Here is a 19840-nt window from a genome sequence, read left to right as displayed (position 1 = left end):
CTTTATTAAATGAAAACCCTATTCTATATCGCCATTTCAGCGATGCTGTTATCAGCCTGTGCCGATAAAGTTGCTACAACCGATGCCAATGGTGCATTGTTAGCTGAAAACCTGACTACTTCCGACAGCAGCGGATTAAATTTCGCGCCGATGAAACATGAGGATAGCGCTTTTGTAACTAATTTCAAACCAACAGTATATCTGTATGACTCAAAACCTTATACCGGAAATATTGCTTATTACAATGAGAAAAAAGCACTGATTGTTTCAGGTAGTTTAAAGGATGGATTGGCAGATGGTAATTGGAAATTCTTTTTTCCAAGTGGAGTAGTTCAAATGGAGGGGAATTACAATAAAGGTATGGAAACCGGCATGTGGTCGTCGTACTACCGTAAAAATTATCCGAAAATTGTAAAATACTACGATAACAAAGGTTACCTATTGATGCGCAAAGAATATTATGATGATGGTAAGGTGAAAAATTATCAGAATATTAAATGTCCTGAGTTTGGTAATCTTGAAAGAAGAATTCAATTTACCATTAAAGGCGAAATAGATTATATCGACGCTGAACGCGAATTAGGAAAATTAGACCCTGCCATTTTAAATCAAATGCTGCAGGATGATGGTTTATTGAAAAAATAATTTTTTACTTCTGACAAAATTATGATGTTACATTGGTAATAAGCCGGTGCAGTTTATCGTTTTTTCCAGAAACTGACACACCAATGAAACCCCTGCTTATTTTGCTGCTTTTGACGGCATGCATCTTTCCATTTTTAAACTGCGATATTCAGGCTGATAACAAAACTGTTTCCGAAAATGAAACAGCCGATTCATTAAAAAAAACCGACAGTCTCAATCGAATTTTAACCTTTTCGAAAGTTGACTCAGCCAAATCATTTTGTAAGGCAAATAAGTTTAATACTGATTTTTGTTTTTTATTAAATATGAAAATCCATTCCGGTTTACATCGCTTTTATATTTATGACTTTAAATGCTAAAACATTGATTGATTCAGGATTGGTGAGTCATGGTTGTGGCTCAAAACCCTGGAGTATGGGATACAGCGCTGAAAATCCGGTATTTAGTAATACACCCGAAAGCCATACATCTTCGCTCGGAAAATATAAAATTGGGAAACGCGATTATAGCCAATGGGGTGTTGGTATAAAATATTATCTGCATGGCTTAGAATCGAGTAATAGCAAGGCCTACGACAGACAAATTGTTTTCCATTCATGGGATGCAATTACTGATGACGCAATTTATCCTATTGGTAGCGCTGAAGGCTGGGGCTGTCCTGCTATTTCAGATAACTTTTTTCGGCGAGTGGATGAAAAATTAAAAGCGAGTGAAAAACCCGTTTTATTATGGATGTTTATTAAGTAGTTTATTGATAATAGGTTAAAAAAAAGCGGATGCTCATTTAAGGTCATCCGCTTTTTAATTTATGTGTTTTATAAAATTATCTCAGTAAGTGAACGGTTCCGGAATAGGTTTCCAAAACACCGTCGCACATCATTTTTACGATATAAACATAGGTTCCAATTTCCTGATCTTTTCCTGTAGGGTCGGTTCCATCCCAACCTTCGGTTCCACCTTCCTGGAAATAATCGTATACCGGTTCACCCCAACGGGTAAATACTTTAAAGTATTGAGTTTCTTCGCAGAGATTATTTGTTGGTGGCACTCTGAAAATATCATTCACACCATCACCATTAGGTGTAAATGCATTAGGTAAAGCAACTTCTGCTGCAACTAAAATGGTTACACAATCGGTAGAAACGCAACCTGTAGGATGTGTTGCAGTAACACAATAAGTTGTTGTTTCATAAGGATTGATAAGCGGATTAAATGCAGTAACATCTGAAATATTATAATTTGGCGTCCATAATAAAGTATAAGGATCAGCCATATTTGTATATAATGTCATAAAATTACCGAGTACTAATGAAGTATCGGGATAGGCATTAATAGCAACTGAATCAATTACATCTACTTCCACAAAACCAATTAACTGACAGCCTAAATCATCTGTCACAGTTACCGCATATGTGAAATCACTAGTAGGAATTAAGGTTAAATCAGGCGTATTTGTTAGCAGAGGGTCATTCCAGTGATAACTCAAATCGCCTGTTCCTGTTGCTACAACACTCATAAACAGTTCATTTCCGGCACAAACAACAGCGTCATCCGGAATCATATCTACCGTTAGTTCGGTATATAAATCAGTAGGTGTTGGAATAGCCAGGTTATTCAAAAACCCACCATCTGTGCCATCCTGAGCAAAATTTGTTGAGTTGAAACATGGAGAAACTGCTACTTCACCGGTTGTAATTCCGGAGTTACCACCGTTGGCCAATAAGGTTAAACCCGCAGGAATAGCAGGTGTGTTCATCCATAAAACACCACCGGAGCCACCGCCACCGGGTCCGGTGCAGTTTACACCATCTACGGTATTATCTACATTACCACCATCACCGCCAACTACTTCAACAGTAAGTGGACCAGTAATTGTAGTTACTTCAAGCAAAACAGTACCTGCAGCACCTCCACCCGGAGCACCATCATCATTAGCAATACTGAAAATTGTTTCACCATTGGAGCGAATTACAAATCCGTTTCCAACTATTGTGTTTGCGCGAATTAATATAATTCCACCACCTCGTCCAGCCGGAGGAGCAGTACCTAAATTAGAGCTACCTGCGCCGCCGCCGCCGCCCATCCAAATGCGATTTTCGGCATTACTATACGTTAATGGCCATCCCCCAAAACCGGGATAAATACCACCGCAAAGTCCAACAGGAGGGTTAATTAACTGTCCGCCATCGCCACCGCGCGCATAATTGGAACCACCACCACCGCCGGTTTGACGGTCGTTTCCGCCACCACCACCATTTGCAGGAGCGCCGCGAGCGTAAAAATTATCGCCATTTTCAGAAATTCCTTCTCCTTTTTTTCCGGCTTTATCTTCCGGTAAGGTTGTCACAAATCCGTTAAAACCATCAGGACCACCTACAAGACAAGGTGTATTGATTACCACATCAGCGCCACGGAAACCTAGGTTTTTAGCGTCAATATTTTCGTTTAGGGTAAGTGTGCCTGTCACAATCATCGAAATAATGCCACCAGTTGTGCCATTCCATGGCTGACCGGTAACCTCACCAACTACATTTGCATCAGCATATTCAGGAACACGAACCAGTTGGACACGACCTTCCAACATATATAATCTGCCAACAACTTCGTTAAAAGTAACTACGTTAAAGGCGATATCCTGAACCGTAAACATCTCATAAACACCACTTTTGGCCAAATTATTAATTGAACCGTACGCAGCTGTGTTATCAGCTTCAGCATCAACTCCACGCATTTGAATGAGTAAAACATGATCGCCAACGGCTAGGCCAATGGGTGTTACAGGCAGGGTAACGTTGTTGTTACACTTATCCATTCCTATTACTTCCCAGTAATTATTTATTACACCGGAAATATTGGTTTGAGCATGTAAAAACATGCCAGGGAGGAGTAACACAGCACATAGTAAAAACCTGATTCTTAACATAGTAGATGTATGTGTGTGAATTTTGAACGAAGATACATATTATCAGCAAATTTCGCTGAAATTCGCGTAATTTGACCTTATTTTGATGAAGGAATTTATTCACAAACGTTATACAAATGACAATAATTGAGGTCACAAAAAAGCTGAATTTTAGCATAAATCTTACCGTTGAAACGCTGGAAAAGTTTCAACCGGAAGTATTTTTTGAACGGAAAAACGATAAATGGAGCCCTGCTGAACAGGCACAACATCTGGTTTTGTCCGTTAAGCCTTTGCTGCTAGCCTATTCATTGCCAAAAATTGGCCTGCGGTTACTTTTTGGAAAGCCCAACCGGCCAACAAGAAGTTATGAGCAGATTCTGGAAAAATATCATGTTAAACTTGCTGAAGGGGCAACAGCTTCTTCAGCTTATGTTCCAAAACAACTAAAAACGGGCACAACGCCGGAAGCAGTGATTAATACATTTGTAGCTACACATCAAAAATTAATTGCTAAAATCAGTAACTGGAAAGATGAAGATTTAGACCACTTTTTATTACCACATCCGCTCCTCGGTAAAATTACATTGCGTGAAATGTTATACTTCACCGATTTTCATATTTTGCATCACAACGATTTAATGCATAAAATTTACTTAACATGAGTGAATCCATACGTCTCAAAAAGCTTTTTTCAGATTTATACAATGGCACACCCTGGACGGAGGTAAAATTATTACCACTGGTTCAGGATTTAACAGCGGAACAAGCTGCGAAAAAGGCAATTCCAAATGCTAATTCCATCTGGCAACTGGTGCAACATTGTATTGGCTGGCGCGAAAATGTTTTACGAAAATTAAACGGTGCACACTTTATTTCACCTGACGATAATTATTTAAATGCACCGGATAATGTTTCACCTCAGGCTTGGTCGGCTTTACTTAACCGATTGCAAAAATCGGAGTTGGATTGGGAACAATATTTAACAAATCTGGATAGCGCTATTTTGGATGAACCTTATCTCCCGTCTAAAGGAAAATTTACGGTTTACGAAGTAATTCACGGCATATTACATCATGATAATTATCATTTTGGACAGATTGTTATGCTGAAAAAGTTAATTGTATAATTGTACCTTTACAGCAATTAACAATTAAACCGATGCGTTTACCTTTTTATTTAATTGATGCCTTTACAGATAATCTTTTTGGTGGGAATCCTGCCGGAGTGGTGCCTTTAACAGAATGGCCTGAGGAGACAACCTTACAAAAAATTGCCATGGAAAATAATCAGGCAGAAACGGCTTTTTTTGTTAAAATGCCGGATGAAACCTTTCATATCAGATGGTTTACACCATTAACAGAAGTTAATTTATGCGGACATGCTACTTTGGCTGCTGCGCATGTTTTATTTAATTACATGAATCAGCCGGGCGAGGTAATTACATTTATGTCTAAAAGTGGTAAACTTACAGCAACAAAAACAGTGAATGGTTTACAACTGGATTTTCCGATGGATTATTTTTTAGAAACCGAAGCTCCTGATAAATTAATAAAAGGATTGCGCACTGAACCAAAAGAAATTTACATCGGACGTGAAGATTATTTATGTGTGTTTGATTATGAAGAAAAAATTAAAAGAATAAGTCCGGATTTCGGTATCCTCAGCGAATTAAAAAGTCGAGGTGTTATTGTTACGGCAAAAGGAAATGATGTTGATTTTGTCTGCCGCTTTTTTGCGCCTGGTTTTGGCATTGATGAAGACAGCGCAACCGGTTCCATTCAAACAACATTAATGAATTACTGGAGCAAGAAATTAAATAAAAAAGAATTAACCTCATTGCAAATATCCAAACGTGTAGGCAAATTTCACAGCATCATAAACGGCGATCGCGTGCTTATTTCCGGTAATACGGTTACTTATTTAACAGGTGAAATAAATTGTTAATTACTGAATAGCACCAGTCCGCTCAAAGCTGCACATTCAAGGTGAATAAATTTATCGGTTATTTTAACAGGGTTTCCTGAAAAATATTCGGTATAATTTGTTCCCGGCTGATTAAAAAATTCTACCTGCTGATTTTTATTGCTGTTATTAATTACAACAATAGCCGTTTTATTATTATAGGTTCTTGAAAAACATATACCTGTGCAACATCATCAAGCAGCAATGGCTTAAAATCACCTTTTTGTAATACTAACTCCTGATGTAATTTTCCTAATTGCTGATAATATGCCAGCAACGATTTTTCTACAAACACTTTGTCCGGTGTTGTTCTTTTACTACCATTATAATTATATACTTCATCCTCATAATTAAATTCTTCCCAAACCATTGGTTTTCGGCAATCAGGATCATTGGCGCCCCACATACCAACCTCATCACCATAATATACCATTGGCGCTCCGGGATATGTGTATTGAAATAATGCCATCAGCATTTGTTTTTTATAAGCTAATGCATCCGGTTTGGCTGGATTATAAACAGGATTTTCTGCTTTGGTTTTATTAAAATAATCGCCCCAGGTTCTAAACCGGGCAACATCATTATTTACGAGATATGAAGTAAATCGTTGGGTGTCATGACTGTCGTATAAATTTTGCATCACCAAACTCATATCATAACCATAAGCCAAACGCAATTGCGATAATAATGAATCAAATTGCGAAACTGATATTCGATTATTGTTATTAATAAAAAATTCTGATGCAATTACGGCAAATCCATAATTCATTACAGCATCAAATTCATCTCCGTATAAATAGGGTTTTACAACTTCAGGTTTATCTACTACTTCTGCAGTTAAATAAGCCTCAGGATTTATTGATTTAACATGAATTCTCCAGCTTTTCCAAAAATCGTGGTCAACACAAAATGCAACATCCAGTCTCCATCCATCAATACCATTTGCAGTAACACCATCCGGCGACATCCAGCGTTTTGTGCAATCAAAAATATATTGTTTCGGTTCAGCAACAATGCCACTACTGTCTTCTTTTATTTCCGGTAAATCAGGAACACCAAACCAGCCCTGATATTCAAATTTTGTTCCTAAAATCTGATCATCCCAGCTTTTAATGGTAAACCAGTTTTTATAAACAGATTTTTCCTGATTTTTTACCACATCAACAAACGCAAAACTATTTCTTCCCATATGATTAAATACACCATCAAATATGATTTTAATATTGCGTTTATGACATTCCTGAATTAATTTCAATGCCAATTTATCGGCACTTGTCCATTGCCATGTTGAAGGATCAATCGGATTTTCCCGGGCAATTATTTTTTTATCTCCTTCAGGGTCAGGTCCAAATGTTGGTTCAATATGATGATACATTGCAGCATCATATTTATGTAAACTCGGTGCCATAAATAATGGATTCAAATAAATAGCACCAATACCTAATGACTGAATATAATCGAGTTTATTGATAATGCCCTGAATATCGCCACCATATCTTCTGCGTTGCATTTGATAACCAATGTCTTTCCCATTTTCTTTTTCCCATGGTTGAAAAGCATACCAGTCTGCCGTCCAGGGCGATATATGCCAAGCTGCAGTATCATTATGCGGCCATGCTCCTTTTATGTCTGCTAACGTTGGATCATTCGATAAATCACCATTTGAAAATCGCTCCGGAAATATCTGATACCATAACACCCCTTTCGACCATTCAGGAACAACAATTTGTTGCGCATTAATAGTAGTTATCAGGAAATAAAATCCGCAAGCCAGTCCAACAGTAAGTAACTTCATATCAAATCAGTTAATTTTGCTTAAAAATACACCTGATTTGAGAAAATATTTACTATTTGGGATACTGTTTTATTGTTATCAGGTTGTAAATGCGCAAATTACACCTTACAGTATACTGTTTGATGATACACTCGTGAATTCCATTTACATTACGATGGATCCGGATTCACTCAATGAAATGTATGAAAACCTGGAAAATGAACACGAATATGCTGTTCAGTTTGTGTATGACTCACCGCTTGTGCAGGATACCTTACAAAATGTCGGATTTCGTTTACGCGGTAATACGTCCTTAAGTTCTGCCAAAAAATCATTTAAAGTGGCATTTAATACTTATGAACCGGGAAGGAAATTTGAAGGCGCGAAAAAATTAAATCTTATTGGCAATCATAACGACCCGACAATGGCTCGTGAAAAAATTTATTTCGATATTTATAATAGTCTTGGATTGCCAACCAGAAGAGTAAGTTTTGTTCGTGTTTATATTAATGAAAGTTACTTTGGATTATATGCCTTAACCGAAGAATATGATGACATTTTTTTACGCGATCGGTTTGGTGATGACTCAGGTAATTTATACAAATGTTATTATGGCAGCAATTTAAATTATCAAGGCACAAACCAGGCCGCTTATAATACGTATGAATTAGAAAGTAATCAAATTGCAAACGACAAAAGTGATTTGATTGAATTTATTGAAATTTTAAATAATACGCCAATTGCGAATCTACCCTGTGAACTGGAAAAAGTTTTTGATGTTGACCAGTTTCTGAAAATATATGCTTTAGATATTTCTACAGGCCATTGGGATAATTACGGCGCCAATCAAAATAATTTTTATTTATATCACAACGCTATTACAGATAAAATTGAATTTTTAAGTTACGATTGTGATAATACGATGGGTGTTGACTGGTTTGGTATCGACTGGACGGAACGCGATATTTATAACTGGAATTTTGACGACCGCCCATTGGTGGAGCGACTCATGCAGGTAGAAGCATATCGTGATAAATTCAGTTATTACATTAATTACATTTCTACAGTTGCCATGAATCCTGATGTAATTAATCCGCATATTGATTCCATTCGCGAATTAATTGCCCCCGCAGCGTTTGAAGATTTATTCAGGTCGTTCGATTATGGTTATACGTACGATGATTTTTACAATGGTTTTGATATGAACGATATTGATGACCATACACCTTATGGTATCGAAAATTTTATCATAGCAAGAACAGATAATACATTAGCTCAGGTGGAGTTAAATGCCATTCCGCCTATTATTAAATATCCAACCCACACACCGGGATTATTACAGGCAAATTCAAATGCACAGTTTAATGTTTTGGTAGAAGATGATGCTTCAATAAACACTGTAACATTTAGTTATAGTAATGACAATCTTGCTTTTACGGAAATTCCAATGTATGATGATGGTACACATCAGGATGGTGCAGCAAATGATGGTAATTATGGAATTGATATTGAAATATTAATTGGTGAAACTGATTTTTATTATTTTATTACTGCAACAGATGTTGATGGTTTATCATCAAATTATCCGGCTTGCGCATCATTATATCTACCCATAGGATTTACCGCTCCAAATTTGGTGATTAATGAGTTTATGGCAATTAATACCGCAACACTTGCAGATGAGGACGGTGTATATTCCGATTATATCGAATTATTTAATCGCGGTAATACAGATATTTATCTTGGTGATAAATTTTTGAGTGATGAATGGGACAGACCAAGTAAATGGCGTTTACCAAATTTTAATTTATTTGCCGGTGAATATTTAATTATTTATGCTGACGATAATCCTGAAGCCGGTGATTACCATTGCGGTTTTAAACTGGATGGTGATAAAGATGAAATCGGGTTATTTGCAGGACCGGAATATGCTTATGCAATAATCGATTCTATTTCATTTATTAATCAAAAAGCAGATACTGCAACGGGAAGAATTCCAAATGGAACCGGGCCATTTATTGAATTATTAGAACCTTCACCGGGTCAAAACAATGAAATTATTGTTCCTCCGGTTGATTCAGCTTATACAGAATCCGTAATTATTTTGGGTAATCCGCAAGTGATGCTACCATTGTTGTGCTTGGGTTTAACATCCCTTACTGCAGTTCAATTCGACATGGTTGATTTGAATGGGCAGGTTATTTTCAGAATTAGTGAAGGTATAATGGGTTCGGGCAGTTACATCTACCCCCTAAATATAGAGGGTATTGCTTCGGGAATCTATTTTTTCCGTTTAATCGCTGATGATAAGGTTTCTACCTACAAATTGGTGATTTATTAAGCCCTAAACTTTAGGATAGTTGGCAATTGTGCCCGAACAAATTAAATTTGCATCCTCAAATTACTATTACAATGGGACGTGCCTTCGAATATCGCAAAGAGAAAAAATTTAAACGCTGGGATGCAATGGCGAAAAATTTCACCCGAATTGGTCGTGAAATCGCAATTGCTGTAAAAAATGGCGGACCGAATCCGGATACGAATCCGAAACTCCGACTGGCAATTCAGAATGCCAAATCGGTTTCCATGCCTAAAGACCGTGTTGATTCTGCCATTAAACGTGCTTCAAGCAAGGAAGAAGGCACATTTGAAGAGGTAGTTTATGAAGGCATTGGCCCCGGCGGCATCGCTTTGATGGTGGAATGTGCTACAGATAATACAACCCGCACCGTTGCCAATGTGCGTTTATTATTCAGCCGTGGTGGTGGTGCTTTAGGAACCAGCGGCTCTGTAGGTTATTTATTCGACCGCAAAGGAATTTTTAAAATTGAAGCCGCAAAAATCAATTTAGATGAATTAGAACTTGAATTGATTGATGCCGGAGCTGAAGATATTTATGAAGAAGAAGGTGTTGTTTATGTAGAAGTTACATTTAACGATTTCGGCACCATGCAAAAGAAACTCGACGATTTAAAAGTGGAAATTATGGGAGCCGAATTATTGCGCCTTCCACATAATAAAACATCAGTAAATGCAGACACAGAAACACTGGTTAACAACCTGATTGAAAAGCTGGAAGAAGATGATGATGTAGTGAATGTATTTCACAATATGCAGGAGAAATTAATCTCTCCCAAAAAAACCTGAAACCTAATTAGGGTGAAGGTTGCACAAATTTTAATACTGAACTTACCAATAACAAAAAACCCCGACAATTGCCGGGGTTTTTATTTCTTTACAGTGGATTTTATTCTCCAATCACTTTAACATTTACAGCGTTTTTTCCTTTACGGCCGTCAACGATGTCGAATGATACAAGGTCGTTTTGTTTTACCTTATCAACCAAACCTGATTGATGAACGAAAATTTCTTCATTAGTTCCGTCCTTTACAATAAAACCAAAACCTTTAGTGGCATTGAAAAATTTAATTTTACCAGTTTCCATTTTAAATAAAAAATAATAATTAAAAAATTGATTAACGGTGCAAAACTATAACATTTCATTTATAAATAGAAGGGAAATTTTTAGGACTTACCTCATGCATCATCCCGTAAATTGCCTCAAAAATGTCTTCCTCATTGGGTTTACAGAAATAATCACCATCACTTGCATATGCTGAACGGTTCTCTCTCGCACTTAAACATTTCGGGAAAGCATCGAGGTAACGGAACAGTGAATCATCGTTAAATACCTGCTGCATCATATATGCTGTGGCGCCTCCAGGAACATCTTCATCTATAAAAATAACGCGACTCGTGCGTTTTACCGACTCACGAATAATACCGTGTATATCAAATGGCATCAGGGTTTGCACATCAATTATCTCTGCACTGACACCTTTTTCAGCCAATAATTTACAGGCATCCTGCACAACACGAAGGGTAGAACCATAAGTCACAACAGTAATATCTTCTCCCGCTGTAATAATTTCAGGCACCCCAAAAGGAACAGTAAATGTGTCAATATTTTCAGGTAACGGTTCTTTCAATCTATACCCATTTAAACACTCCACCACTATTGCCGGCTCATCACATTGCAGCAACAAATTATACATACCTGCTGCCTGTGTCATGTTGCGTGGAACACATAAATGCACCCCGCGACAAGAATGTAAAATCATACCCATCGGCGAGCCGGTATGCCATATTCCTTCGAGGCGGTGACCTCTGGTGCGGATAATAACCGGTGCTTTTTGTCCGCCTTTGGTGCGGTATTGTAAAGTAGCCAGGTCATCGCTGATTGGCTGTAATCCGTATAATAAATAGTCCAAATATTGAATTTCAGCAACCGGACGCATACCACGCATCGCCATACCAATTCCCTGACCCACAATGGTAGCTTCGCGAATACCCACGTCGAAAATCCGGTTTTCACCATATTTTTCCTGCAACCCTGCAAAACCCTGATTCACATCCCCGATTTTACCTAAATCTTCGCCAAAAGCGAAAATTTTATCGTTTTTCGCAAAATGGGCATCAAAACACTTATTGATAATCTCGAAACCATTAACCAAATGTGCATCAGAACCATAAACAGGAGCAACAACCGCTGCCTTTAAAACAGACTGATTCGAGTTACTGAATAAACTACCATTATAACGTTCATTATTAATAGCGGCATATTGTTTAACCCATTGCTGTAAAGCTGCACGTTCAGGTGTTGATTCACCTGCAGTTTCATACAAAGCAGTTTTGGCAGTATGCATCAAATCTCTGCGCACAGGGTCAATTGCTGACCTTAACGACTGCAATACGCCGGCTACTCCGGAACTATTGTTACTATTGGCTTCCAGCTGACTTAGTAGTGAAAATAATACATCCATGTCTGCCTTTATAGACATCAAATGCTGATTCCAGGCAGATTTTTGTTGCGCTTTCGCTGTTTCCTTTGCTTCAGCCATAAATCCCTGCAATTGTTCATCTGTTGCAATGCTCGAAGCAATCATCCACGATTTCATTTTTTGGATACAATCCCATTCAGCTTCCCACTCGAGGCGCTCCTTGCTTTTATAACGCTCGTGCGAACCGGAAGTGGAATGCCCTTGCGGCTGGGTAACTTCAGTAACATGGAAAAATACCGGCACATGCTCGCGGCGGCAAAGGGAAATACCTTCTTCGAACGTTTGTATCAACGCTGCGTAGTCCCAACCTTTTACTTCGTAAATGCGAATACCATTGCCTTCCTCATCCAACTGGAACCCGGAAAGTATCTCAGAAATATTTTGTTTTGTAGTCTGATATTTTTGTGGAACAGAGATGCCATAACCATCATCCCACACAAAAAACGCCATCGGAATTTTTAAAACCCCGGCTGCATTCACCGCTTCCCAGAAAATGCCTTCAGATGTGCTGGCATCGCCGATTGTGGCAAACGTAACCTCATTTCCATTCACCGAAAACCCTGAACTGTCGGTATTTGGGTTTTGGCGATATAATTTTGAAGCCAGCGCCAAACCTACAGCACGAACCATTTGAGAGGCCGTTGGCGAGGTATCGGAAGAGGTATTTTTAGTGATGGTTTGATCTTTCCAGTTGCCATTATCATCGAGCAAACGCGTAGCAAAGTGCCCGTTCATTTGTCGCCCGCCAGAATTTGGCTCTAAAGTCGTATCCGGAATTGCATACAATTGAGCAAAAAACTGCTCAGGAGTAGCCATTCCTGCGGCAAACATGAAGGTTTGGTCGCGGTAATAACCGGAGCGGAAATCACCTGGTTTGAATACTTTGGCCATAGCGAGCTGAGCCACTTCTTTGCCATCGCCGAATATGCCGAATTTGGCCTTTCCGGTGAGCACCTCTTTACGGCCGATAAGGCTTACCTCACGGCTGATACAGGCCATTTTAAAATCGTTGATGACATCCTGCCTGAACGACTCGAATGTGACATTTTTATTTTGCGTTAATTCCGACATATTCCCTCAGTTAAGTAAGCGCAAAAATACATAAATATGCCTGCTAACAATTTGCTTTTGCGGTATTTTGAAAAAAAAGTAATACAAACGCACAGATGGTATAATTCTTGTATCAAAATCGCGGGTTCAAACCTGAATTTCAGGATTTGTTACTTTTGTATTCAATCGCATAACAACTAAAATTGTATTATATTATGAAAAAATTGTTCTACACACTCCCGTTGATCATTATGATCGCCAGCGCCTCGTTTGCGCAAACATCTGTTTCACCAGCAACAGGCTCAGAAACAGCAACTCCTGTAATTAATCCAAATGCCGGTGAATTCCAGTGGGTTGAAGAAACACACGATTTCGGAACCATTCCGCAGGGAGTTCCGGTAAAAAACAAATTTATGTTTACCAATACCGGTAAAGAACCAATCATTATTTCTAACGTTCAAAAAACGTGTGGTTGTACAATTACTGACTGGACAAAAGAACCAATTATGCCTGGTCAGCAAGGTTTTGTTATGGCAGAATTTAATGCTGCTAAAGAAGGACCTTTCACTAAAGCAATCACTGTTCAGTCTGATTCAAAAACACCTTCAGTAAAATTATACTTCAAAGGCACAGTTCAAAAATCAGAACAAGCAGGTGGTGTTCCTGAACAAAACAATATTTTTAACTCAGGTGGTAATTAATCCGCTTTTTAATATTAACTAATGAAAAAAATATTTTCCATCATAGCCTTTGTAGCAGTAACCGGAATGGTTTCAGCTCAAACGTCAACAAATACCAACCCGAATGCTGCTGCATTTGAGTGGGTAAGCGATACTTACGATTTTGGTAAAATACCTCAGGCAGTGCCTGCTACCGCGCGTTTTGAGTTTGTAAACACAGGCAAAGAAGCACTCATTATTACCGATGTGCAAAGAACCTGCGGTTGCACCAGCACCGACTGGAGTAAAGAACCAATAGCACCGGGACAAAAAGGTTGGGTTACTGCTGTATATAATGCAGCAAACGAAGGTGGTTTTACAAAATCCATCACCGTTCTATCCAATTCCTCAACCCCTAGTGTTAAGTTAACATTTAAAGGAACAGTGGTAAAAGACGACACCGGTAGCGTTCCCGCTCAGGAGTCGATCTTTGGGAATTAATATTTAAATCTTGAATAAATTCTGCGACAATTCCGTAGGTGGTAGCACCTACGGAATTTTTTTTGCCCGTGTAGCAATTAGCTGATTAGCAAATTAGCTGATTAGCTGATGGGGTTTGGAGTAGGTTGGAAATTTGAGTCGGATTCGCCAAAGTAATTAGCAAATTAGCTGATTAGCTGATGGGGGTTCGGAGTAGGTTGGCAATTTGAGTCGACCCATGTGTCAGAACCTACGGAGCTAAGAATTTGCAGTTTGCTCAAATCCGGCTGTTCCATTGGTACATCCGCACATTGGTACATTCGCACATTGTTATGTCCCCGGTTGTTCAATTAGCACATTTTCAGGTGGGCAGCACATTAGTCTGACACATGGGTCAGCCCCTACGGGAGCTATGAATGCGCAGTTTGCTCAAAATCGGCTGTTCCATTGGTACATTGGTACATCGGTACATTGGTACATCATCCGGCTGTTCAATTAGCACATCAACACATCAGCATATCAGCACATTAACTACCTTTGTGCCATGCCAAAAATATCAGCACGCGGAAATAACATGCCGGCTTCGCCAATCAGGAAGCTCGTACCATTTGCAGAAAAAGCAAAATTGAGAGGAATTAAAATTTATCACCTGAATATTGGTCAGCCCGATATTGAAACACCACATCAAATGATGGATGCGGTGAGAAATACAGATTTAAAGGTGTTGGAATATTCCCATTCTGCAGGATTTGAATCTTATCGCAGAAAATTAGTGCAATATTATAAAAGCAGAAATATTGAAGTTAATCACCATCAAATTATGATTACCACAGGTGGCTCCGAAGCTATTATGTTTGGTATGATGAGTTGTTTAGATGCAGGTGATGAAATAATTATTCCTGAACCACTTTATGCTAATTACAATGGATTTTCTACAGCAGGAAATATTGTAATTAAACCTATCACGTCGCATATTGAAAACGGATTTGCATTACCACCGGTTTCTGAATTCGAAAAATTAATTACACCAAAAACAAAAGCAATATTAATTTGTAATCCGAATAACCCCACCGGATATTTATATACAAAAGAAGAATTAATACAATTGCGTGATCTCATTCTCAAATACGATTTATTTTTATTTGCTGATGAAGTGTATCGCGAATTTGTGTACGATGGCAATGAACATTTTTCAGTAATGAATTTGGAAGGGCTTGATGAAAATGTGGTGCTTATGGATTCCATTTCAAAACGCTACAGTGCTTGCGGAGCGCGTATCGGAGCATTAATTTCACGCAATAATAAAGTAATGGAAACGGCAATGAAATTTGCCCAGGCCCGTTTATCGCCACCAACATTAGAGCAGGTTTTGGCAGAAGCATTTTTAGATGTGCCGGAATCTTATTTTACCGAAGTGGAAAAAGAATATGTTGAACGCCGCAATTTATGTGTGCAGCGATTAAATGCGATGGATGGTGTTTTATGTCCAACCCCCGGTGGTGCATTTTATGCAATAGCACGATTACCAATCGATGATGCCGATGTATTTTGTCAGTGGTTGCTCGAATCATTTAATTATAATAATGAAACCGTAATGCTTGCCCCCGCAACCGGATTTTATTCTACCCCGGGATTAGGAAAAAATGAAGTGCGCATCGCTTATGTATTAAATAAAAATGATATTAATAAAGCAATGGATTGTTTGCAGGAATCATTAAAAGTATATCCCGGCAGAACGGCAATCGCAGAAAAAGTAAGCAGCGAAATGCGTTAATTTCCGGTTTGTTTTTTATTAGCAGGTATTTTTATTTTTTCAATTTCATGACGGTGAATTGGTATGCTGATATTTAAATCAGTTGGTATTAAATTGTATCGTGTTTATCGCATAAACATCCATGCCCGTCGAAAAAATACCATTGCTACCAAGCAGCCTATTACCTTTGTTGGAAATTAGTTGTTATGAAAAAATGGATGCTGTTTTGCCTGCTGCTGAACTTTATTGCAGCAAATGCCTTCTCCCAAAATATTTCCGGAAAATGGATGGGCAAACTGAACGTAGGTGTAGAACTGCGCATTGTTTTTAATATATCGGAACAAGGCGATTCACTAGTTACAACGCTCGACAGTCCCGACCAGGGCGCTTATGGTATTCCGACAACAAAAACTACGTTTACAAATAATGTTTTAGATATCACGATTCCTGCCATCAACGGCGGATTTAAAGGCAATTACAATCCCGAAAAAAATGAAATTGCAGGTGTGTGGATGCAAGGTGGTTCAAATCTTCCGGTAAATCTTGCAAAGGTGGACTCCGTTGAGCCCGCAAAACGTGTACAAACTCCTGTAAAACCATATCCATATAAAGAAGAAGAAGTAACGTTTCACAATAAAATGGCCGATAGCGTAACGTTGGCAGGAACGCTTACAATTCCCGAAGGAAATGGTCCTTTTAAAGCTGTTGTTTTGGTTACCGGTAGCGGTCCGCAAAACCGGAATGAAGCCTTGCTCGGTCATGAACCATTTTTAGTTTTAAGCGACTACCTCACACGAAAAGGTATTATTGTTTTGCGTTATGATGATCGCGGAATTGCAAAATCGACAGGTAATTTCGAAACGGCAACGAGTGCAGATTTTGCGACAGACGCGAGTGCTGCAGTCAATTATTTAAAATCGCGTAAGGACCTTAATATCAGTGAAATTGGAATTGCCGGACATAGCGAAGGCGGATTAATTGCTCCGCTTGCTGCATCGCAAAATAAAAATGTCGATTTTATTGTTTTAATAGCTGGGCCGGGCATTGCAGGCGATTCAATTTTGTATTTACAAGGCGATTTAATTGCAAAAGCAGGCGGTTATAGTGAACCTGCAGTAAAAGCCTTAAATCAATTGCGTCACCAAATTATTCAGGTAGTAAAACCGAAACGGATACAGCAATTATGGCGAAAAAAATTATTGCGCTCAATAAAGAATTTCTCATAGCAACATCACCCGATATATTGGAAGAAATTCAAATGACCATTGCCGACACAACATCAAGCATCTATTTTTATGCAAATATGTGGATGAAATATTTTATCAGTTACGACCCTCGCCCTGCGCTCGAAAAAACTAAAATTCCCGTATTGGCGATTAATGGGACAACAGATTTACAAGTGCCTTACAAAGAAAATCTCGGCGCAATAGAAAAAGCATTGCAAGATGCAGGAAACAAAAATTATAAAATAGTGCCGCTGGAAAATCTCAACCATTTATTTCAAACTTCCAACAGCGGCTCACCGATGGAATATGCCACCAATGCAGAATCATTTAATGAAAATGCCATGCAGGTAATCACTGAGTGGATTTTATCGCTAAAATAGCCTGTCTGTAAGTTTAGCCGCGAAAGCAGTGTTAAATAAGTCCGAATTCGAAGTTCTGGCACCAAAATGTATATACAGATGCCGTAACTTTGCACAACTTTATTTAACATTGTGTGTCGGCAAATCATCGCCGACTGACCAAAAACAGCAGGACCAGGCATTGGAGATAGAGATAATAACTGTGGCCGGACTTACCATTGGCGAGCCGGTGACCAGTTTAACAGATATTGTTTTAGCGGTAATCAGTTTTACCCTTTTCGCACGCATTAAAAATAGGCTCAACGAGAGTTTTTTTAATAATTCGTGGCGCATGTTTTTTCTATTTATGGGTATTTCGACGGGCACAGGGGCTTTAGCGCATGCCTTAAACGGCACAGAAGCAATCTGGTGGTATAATACCCTGTTTATGGCGATGACCGTTTTTAGCAGTATTTCCGTGTTTTTTGCCCTCAAAGCCACCATTCGGTTTACCAATATGGATTCCGGTGTGCGCAAATTTTTAACGATTACCAATTTTGTATTGCTCGCTGTATTCATGGCTTATACCTTTATCAGCAATAATTTCGAAATATTTAAAATTCACGCAGCGGCGGGGTTATTCCTCATTTTTTTAACCCACTTCATCGCTTGGCAACGCAGTCATTCGGGCAGCGGCTGGATTATGTCTGGAATGGGCATTTCGTTTTTTACCGTTTTAATTCACACCCAACAATTTTCATTGAGCCCCTGGTTTAATTACAAAGACATCAGTCACGTAATTATGATGGTAAGTTTAGTCATGATTTACAACGGCATCCACATGATGAGCGAAAATTTAAAACTCAGCGTTTTCCGCACCAAACTGCAAAACAAAGCAGCTTGAAGAAAAGATTTTTGGAGTAGCAACATTCCCCACCCCAATAAAATCCCCTACCGGCTCTTCGTTGCAACAAGCATTAAATTATAAATCAATCTCAAAACCGGCTGTTCCATTGGTACATCGGTACATTAACACATTGGTACATTAGCTTGTTTCCACTGCGATCCGGACTAGGAGTTTCTGCATCGTTCCAATCGCAACGTTTTAAGCAAATTATCAGGTTAACCAAAAACAACTTTTGTTTGAATCACAATTTTTGTGTCACCCCGCTGGGGTTTACCTGTTTCTTGGGAGGGCATTTTTTCTACCAATCTTTCACCGCGATGCGGTTGGGTTATCGTTACATATAATTTTTAGTTTTGATTCAACAGTTTGCCTCGATTCACATTTTTTGTTTCACCCCTGCCTTGTCCGGCAGGCAAGGCTACGCGGTTCTATTGGTTCTAGGGACGGCATTTTTGCTACCAACATTTCACCCTACCTTATCAGGAAGGTAAAGGGATGTGGTTGGTACATCGTAAAATTTAATTTTTAGTTTTGATTCAACATTTTGCCTCGATTTATATTTTTTGTTAAAAATATGTAATCGTTATGTGGTTGGTTTATCGTTAATTTTAATTTTTAGTTTTGATTCAACATTTTGCCTCGATTCACATTTTTTGTTAAAAATATGCAACCGCTACGCGGTTGGTTTATCGTTAATTTTAATTTTTAGTTTTGATTCAACATTTTGCCTCGATTTACATTTTTCTTTCACCCCTACGGGGTTCCCTCGATTCTAGAAGGTATCTTTTGTTACAAACGTATCACCCCTGCCTTATCAGGAAGGTAAAGCTACGCGGTTGAATCATCGTTAAATTTAATTAGCATAAAGTATTCGAATATTTTCTATCCTCACCGCTCGATTATGAGATAATTAAAAATTAAATCGAATCATTTTATTTTTTACATACAATCAAACCTCGTAGAGGTGACAGAATGGTAACAGAACCTCCCCCTATGAATCAGTTGAACCCCGTAGGTTTACCTGCCGGACGAGGCAGGGGTGACACAAAAAATGCGAATTATAGTAAAATGTAAAATAATAACATAGCATGTCACTTTACATATAAACAAAAACCACGTAGTGGTTTCATATTTTTAACTTGTGAATTAAAATTCAATGTAAATTAATAGCCCATAATGTCACTTTACATATAAACAAAAACCGCATAGCGGTGAAAGATTGGTAGAAAAAAAGTACCCCCAAGAATCAGTGGAACCCCAGCGGGGTGACACAAAAAATGTCGCTGAAGCAAAAAATGTA

The 19840-nt window shown here is 38.5% G+C and carries 18 protein-coding genes; 13 read left to right on the top strand and 5 right to left on the bottom strand.

Going from position 1 to position 19840, the window contains the following annotated elements; translation table 11 throughout:
* The first annotated feature begins 9 nt into the window (after window positions 1-9).
* Both IPI65_13230 and IPI65_13225 read left to right on the top strand, forming a co-directional pair.
* Window positions 10-645, top strand: a complete 636-nt coding sequence (locus IPI65_13230; protein MBK7442475.1) for a hypothetical protein — start codon at window positions 10-12, stop codon at window positions 643-645.
* A gap of 342 nt (window positions 646-987) precedes the next feature.
* A complete protein-coding gene (locus tag IPI65_13225) occupies window positions 988-1392 on the top strand; it encodes a murein L,D-transpeptidase catalytic domain family protein (GenBank protein MBK7442474.1) in 405 nt (134 codons plus the stop codon).
* A gap of 76 nt (window positions 1393-1468) precedes the next feature.
* Here the strand turns inward: IPI65_13225 and IPI65_13220 are convergent, their stop codons facing one another.
* Window positions 1469-3568 carry a gliding motility-associated C-terminal domain-containing protein gene (locus IPI65_13220; GenBank protein ID MBK7442473.1) on the bottom strand — a complete coding sequence of 700 codons (2100 nt, stop codon included), beginning with the start codon at window positions 3566-3568 and terminating at the stop codon, window positions 1469-1471.
* A 116-nt stretch (window positions 3569-3684) separates the two neighbouring features.
* Here IPI65_13220 and IPI65_13215 point away from each other — a divergent pair, with 116 nt between their 5' ends.
* Genes IPI65_13215 through IPI65_13205 form a run of 3 tightly spaced genes read left to right on the top strand, consistent with a single transcriptional unit; the run spans window position 3685 to window position 5494 of the window.
* Window positions 3685-4212 (top strand): DinB family protein, encoded by a 528-nt coding sequence (locus IPI65_13215; protein MBK7442472.1) that lies wholly within the window; start codon window positions 3685-3687, stop codon window positions 4210-4212.
* Window positions 4209-4676 carry a DinB family protein gene (locus IPI65_13210; GenBank protein ID MBK7442471.1) on the top strand — a complete coding sequence of 156 codons (468 nt, stop codon included), beginning with the start codon at window positions 4209-4211 and terminating at the stop codon, window positions 4674-4676. The genes IPI65_13215 and IPI65_13210 overlap by 4 nt, the downstream gene beginning before the upstream one ends.
* A 32-nt stretch (window positions 4677-4708) precedes the next feature.
* Window positions 4709-5494 carry a PhzF family phenazine biosynthesis protein gene (locus IPI65_13205; GenBank protein ID MBK7442470.1) on the top strand — a complete coding sequence of 262 codons (786 nt, stop codon included), beginning with the start codon at window positions 4709-4711 and terminating at the stop codon, window positions 5492-5494.
* Here the strand turns inward: IPI65_13205 and IPI65_13200 are convergent.
* Together IPI65_13200 and IPI65_13195 are read right to left on the bottom strand one after the other, a co-directional pair.
* Window positions 5491-5691 carry an alpha-glucosidase C-terminal domain-containing protein gene (locus tag IPI65_13200; GenBank protein MBK7442469.1) on the bottom strand — a complete coding sequence of 67 codons (201 nt, stop codon included), beginning with the start codon at window positions 5689-5691 and terminating at the stop codon, window positions 5491-5493. The genes IPI65_13205 and IPI65_13200 overlap by 4 nt on opposite strands.
* Window positions 5646-7307, bottom strand: a complete 1662-nt coding sequence (locus IPI65_13195) for a glycoside hydrolase family 13 protein (GenBank protein MBK7442468.1) — start codon at window positions 7305-7307, stop codon at window positions 5646-5648. The genes IPI65_13200 and IPI65_13195 overlap by 46 nt, the downstream gene beginning before the upstream one ends.
* Before the next feature lie 16 nt (window positions 7308-7323).
* Here IPI65_13195 and IPI65_13190 point away from each other — a divergent pair, with 16 nt between their 5' ends.
* Together IPI65_13190 and IPI65_13185 are read left to right on the top strand one after the other, a co-directional pair.
* Window positions 7324-9627 carry a CotH kinase family protein gene (locus IPI65_13190; protein ID MBK7442467.1) on the top strand — a complete coding sequence of 768 codons (2304 nt, stop codon included), beginning with the start codon at window positions 7324-7326 and terminating at the stop codon, window positions 9625-9627.
* A 71-nt stretch (window positions 9628-9698) separates the two neighbouring features.
* Window positions 9699-10433, top strand: a complete 735-nt coding sequence (locus IPI65_13185; GenBank protein ID MBK7442466.1) for a YebC/PmpR family DNA-binding transcriptional regulator — start codon at window positions 9699-9701, stop codon at window positions 10431-10433.
* Between the two features lie 100 nt (window positions 10434-10533).
* On the opposite strand, the gene IPI65_13180 is transcribed toward IPI65_13185, so the two are convergent.
* On the bottom strand, window positions 10534-10731 hold the full coding sequence (locus tag IPI65_13180; GenBank protein ID MBK7442465.1) for a cold shock domain-containing protein: 198 nt from the start codon (window positions 10729-10731) through the stop codon (window positions 10534-10536).
* A 55-nt stretch (window positions 10732-10786) separates the two neighbouring features.
* Window positions 10787-13198, bottom strand: a complete 2412-nt coding sequence (locus IPI65_13175; GenBank protein MBK7442464.1) for a transketolase — start codon at window positions 13196-13198, stop codon at window positions 10787-10789.
* Between the two features lie 194 nt (window positions 13199-13392).
* Between IPI65_13175 and IPI65_13170 the strand changes: the two genes are divergently transcribed.
* The 6 genes from IPI65_13170 to IPI65_13145 all read left to right on the top strand — a co-directional run bounded on the left by IPI65_13170 (window position 13393) and on the right by IPI65_13145 (window position 18537).
* A complete protein-coding gene (locus tag IPI65_13170) occupies window positions 13393-13878 on the top strand; it encodes a DUF1573 domain-containing protein (GenBank protein ID MBK7442463.1) in 486 nt (161 codons plus the stop codon).
* Window positions 13879-13944: 66 nt separating this feature from the next.
* Window positions 13945-14337, top strand: coding sequence for a DUF1573 domain-containing protein (locus IPI65_13165; protein ID MBK7442462.1), 393 nt, complete (start codon window positions 13945-13947; stop codon window positions 14335-14337).
* A 523-nt stretch (window positions 14338-14860) separates the two neighbouring features.
* On the top strand, window positions 14861-16090 hold the full coding sequence (locus tag IPI65_13160; GenBank protein ID MBK7442461.1) for a pyridoxal phosphate-dependent aminotransferase: 1230 nt from the start codon (window positions 14861-14863) through the stop codon (window positions 16088-16090).
* A gap of 185 nt (window positions 16091-16275) precedes the next feature.
* Window positions 16276-17295: an alpha/beta hydrolase gene (locus tag IPI65_13155; protein MBK7442460.1), complete on the top strand. Its 1020-nt coding sequence runs from the start codon at window positions 16276-16278 to the stop codon at window positions 17293-17295.
* Window positions 17253-17675, top strand: a complete 423-nt coding sequence (locus IPI65_13150) for an alpha/beta hydrolase (GenBank protein MBK7442459.1) — start codon at window positions 17253-17255, stop codon at window positions 17673-17675. The genes IPI65_13155 and IPI65_13150 overlap by 43 nt, the downstream gene beginning before the upstream one ends.
* A gap of 160 nt (window positions 17676-17835) precedes the next feature.
* Window positions 17836-18537, top strand: a complete 702-nt coding sequence (locus tag IPI65_13145) for a hypothetical protein (GenBank protein ID MBK7442458.1) — start codon at window positions 17836-17838, stop codon at window positions 18535-18537.
* Window positions 18538-19840 lie beyond the last annotated feature (1303 nt).

The sequence above is a fragment of the Bacteroidota bacterium genome (assembly GCA_016706255.1).
In the GTDB taxonomy this organism is placed as follows: domain Bacteria; phylum Bacteroidota; class Bacteroidia; order Chitinophagales; family BACL12; genus UBA7236.
Note: the sequence above shows the minus strand (reverse complement) of the source record. Positions and strands in the feature narration are given on the sequence as shown.

What these genes read in the sequence shown, in the direction of transcription:
- IPI65_13155 (MBK7442460.1), top strand. Translation starts at nt 16,276, where the DNA reads ATGAAAAAATGGATGCTGTTTTGCCTGCTGCTGAACTTTATTGCAGCA.
- IPI65_13195 (MBK7442468.1), bottom strand. Translation starts at nt 7,307, where the DNA reads ATGAAGTTACTTACTGTTGGACTGGCTTGCGGATTTTATTTCCTGATA.
- IPI65_13230 (MBK7442475.1), top strand. Translation starts at nt 10, where the DNA reads ATGAAAACCCTATTCTATATCGCCATTTCAGCGATGCTGTTATCAGCC.
- IPI65_13160 (MBK7442461.1), top strand. Translation starts at nt 14,861, where the DNA reads ATGCCAAAAATATCAGCACGCGGAAATAACATGCCGGCTTCGCCAATC.
- IPI65_13215 (MBK7442472.1), top strand. Translation starts at nt 3,685, where the DNA reads ATGACAATAATTGAGGTCACAAAAAAGCTGAATTTTAGCATAAATCTT.
- IPI65_13175 (MBK7442464.1), bottom strand. Translation starts at nt 13,198, where the DNA reads ATGTCGGAATTAACGCAAAATAAAAATGTCACATTCGAGTCGTTCAGG.
- IPI65_13220 (MBK7442473.1), bottom strand. Translation starts at nt 3,568, where the DNA reads ATGTTAAGAATCAGGTTTTTACTATGTGCTGTGTTACTCCTCCCTGGC.
- IPI65_13165 (MBK7442462.1), top strand. Translation starts at nt 13,945, where the DNA reads ATGGTTTCAGCTCAAACGTCAACAAATACCAACCCGAATGCTGCTGCA.
- IPI65_13150 (MBK7442459.1), top strand. Translation starts at nt 17,253, where the DNA reads ATGGCGAAAAAAATTATTGCGCTCAATAAAGAATTTCTCATAGCAACA.
- IPI65_13185 (MBK7442466.1), top strand. Translation starts at nt 9,699, where the DNA reads ATGGGACGTGCCTTCGAATATCGCAAAGAGAAAAAATTTAAACGCTGG.
- IPI65_13205 (MBK7442470.1), top strand. Translation starts at nt 4,709, where the DNA reads ATGCGTTTACCTTTTTATTTAATTGATGCCTTTACAGATAATCTTTTT.
- IPI65_13210 (MBK7442471.1), top strand. Translation starts at nt 4,209, where the DNA reads ATGAGTGAATCCATACGTCTCAAAAAGCTTTTTTCAGATTTATACAAT.
- IPI65_13180 (MBK7442465.1), bottom strand. Translation starts at nt 10,731, where the DNA reads ATGGAAACTGGTAAAATTAAATTTTTCAATGCCACTAAAGGTTTTGGT.
- IPI65_13225 (MBK7442474.1), top strand. Translation starts at nt 988, where the DNA reads ATGACTTTAAATGCTAAAACATTGATTGATTCAGGATTGGTGAGTCAT.
- IPI65_13170 (MBK7442463.1), top strand. Translation starts at nt 13,393, where the DNA reads ATGAAAAAATTGTTCTACACACTCCCGTTGATCATTATGATCGCCAGC.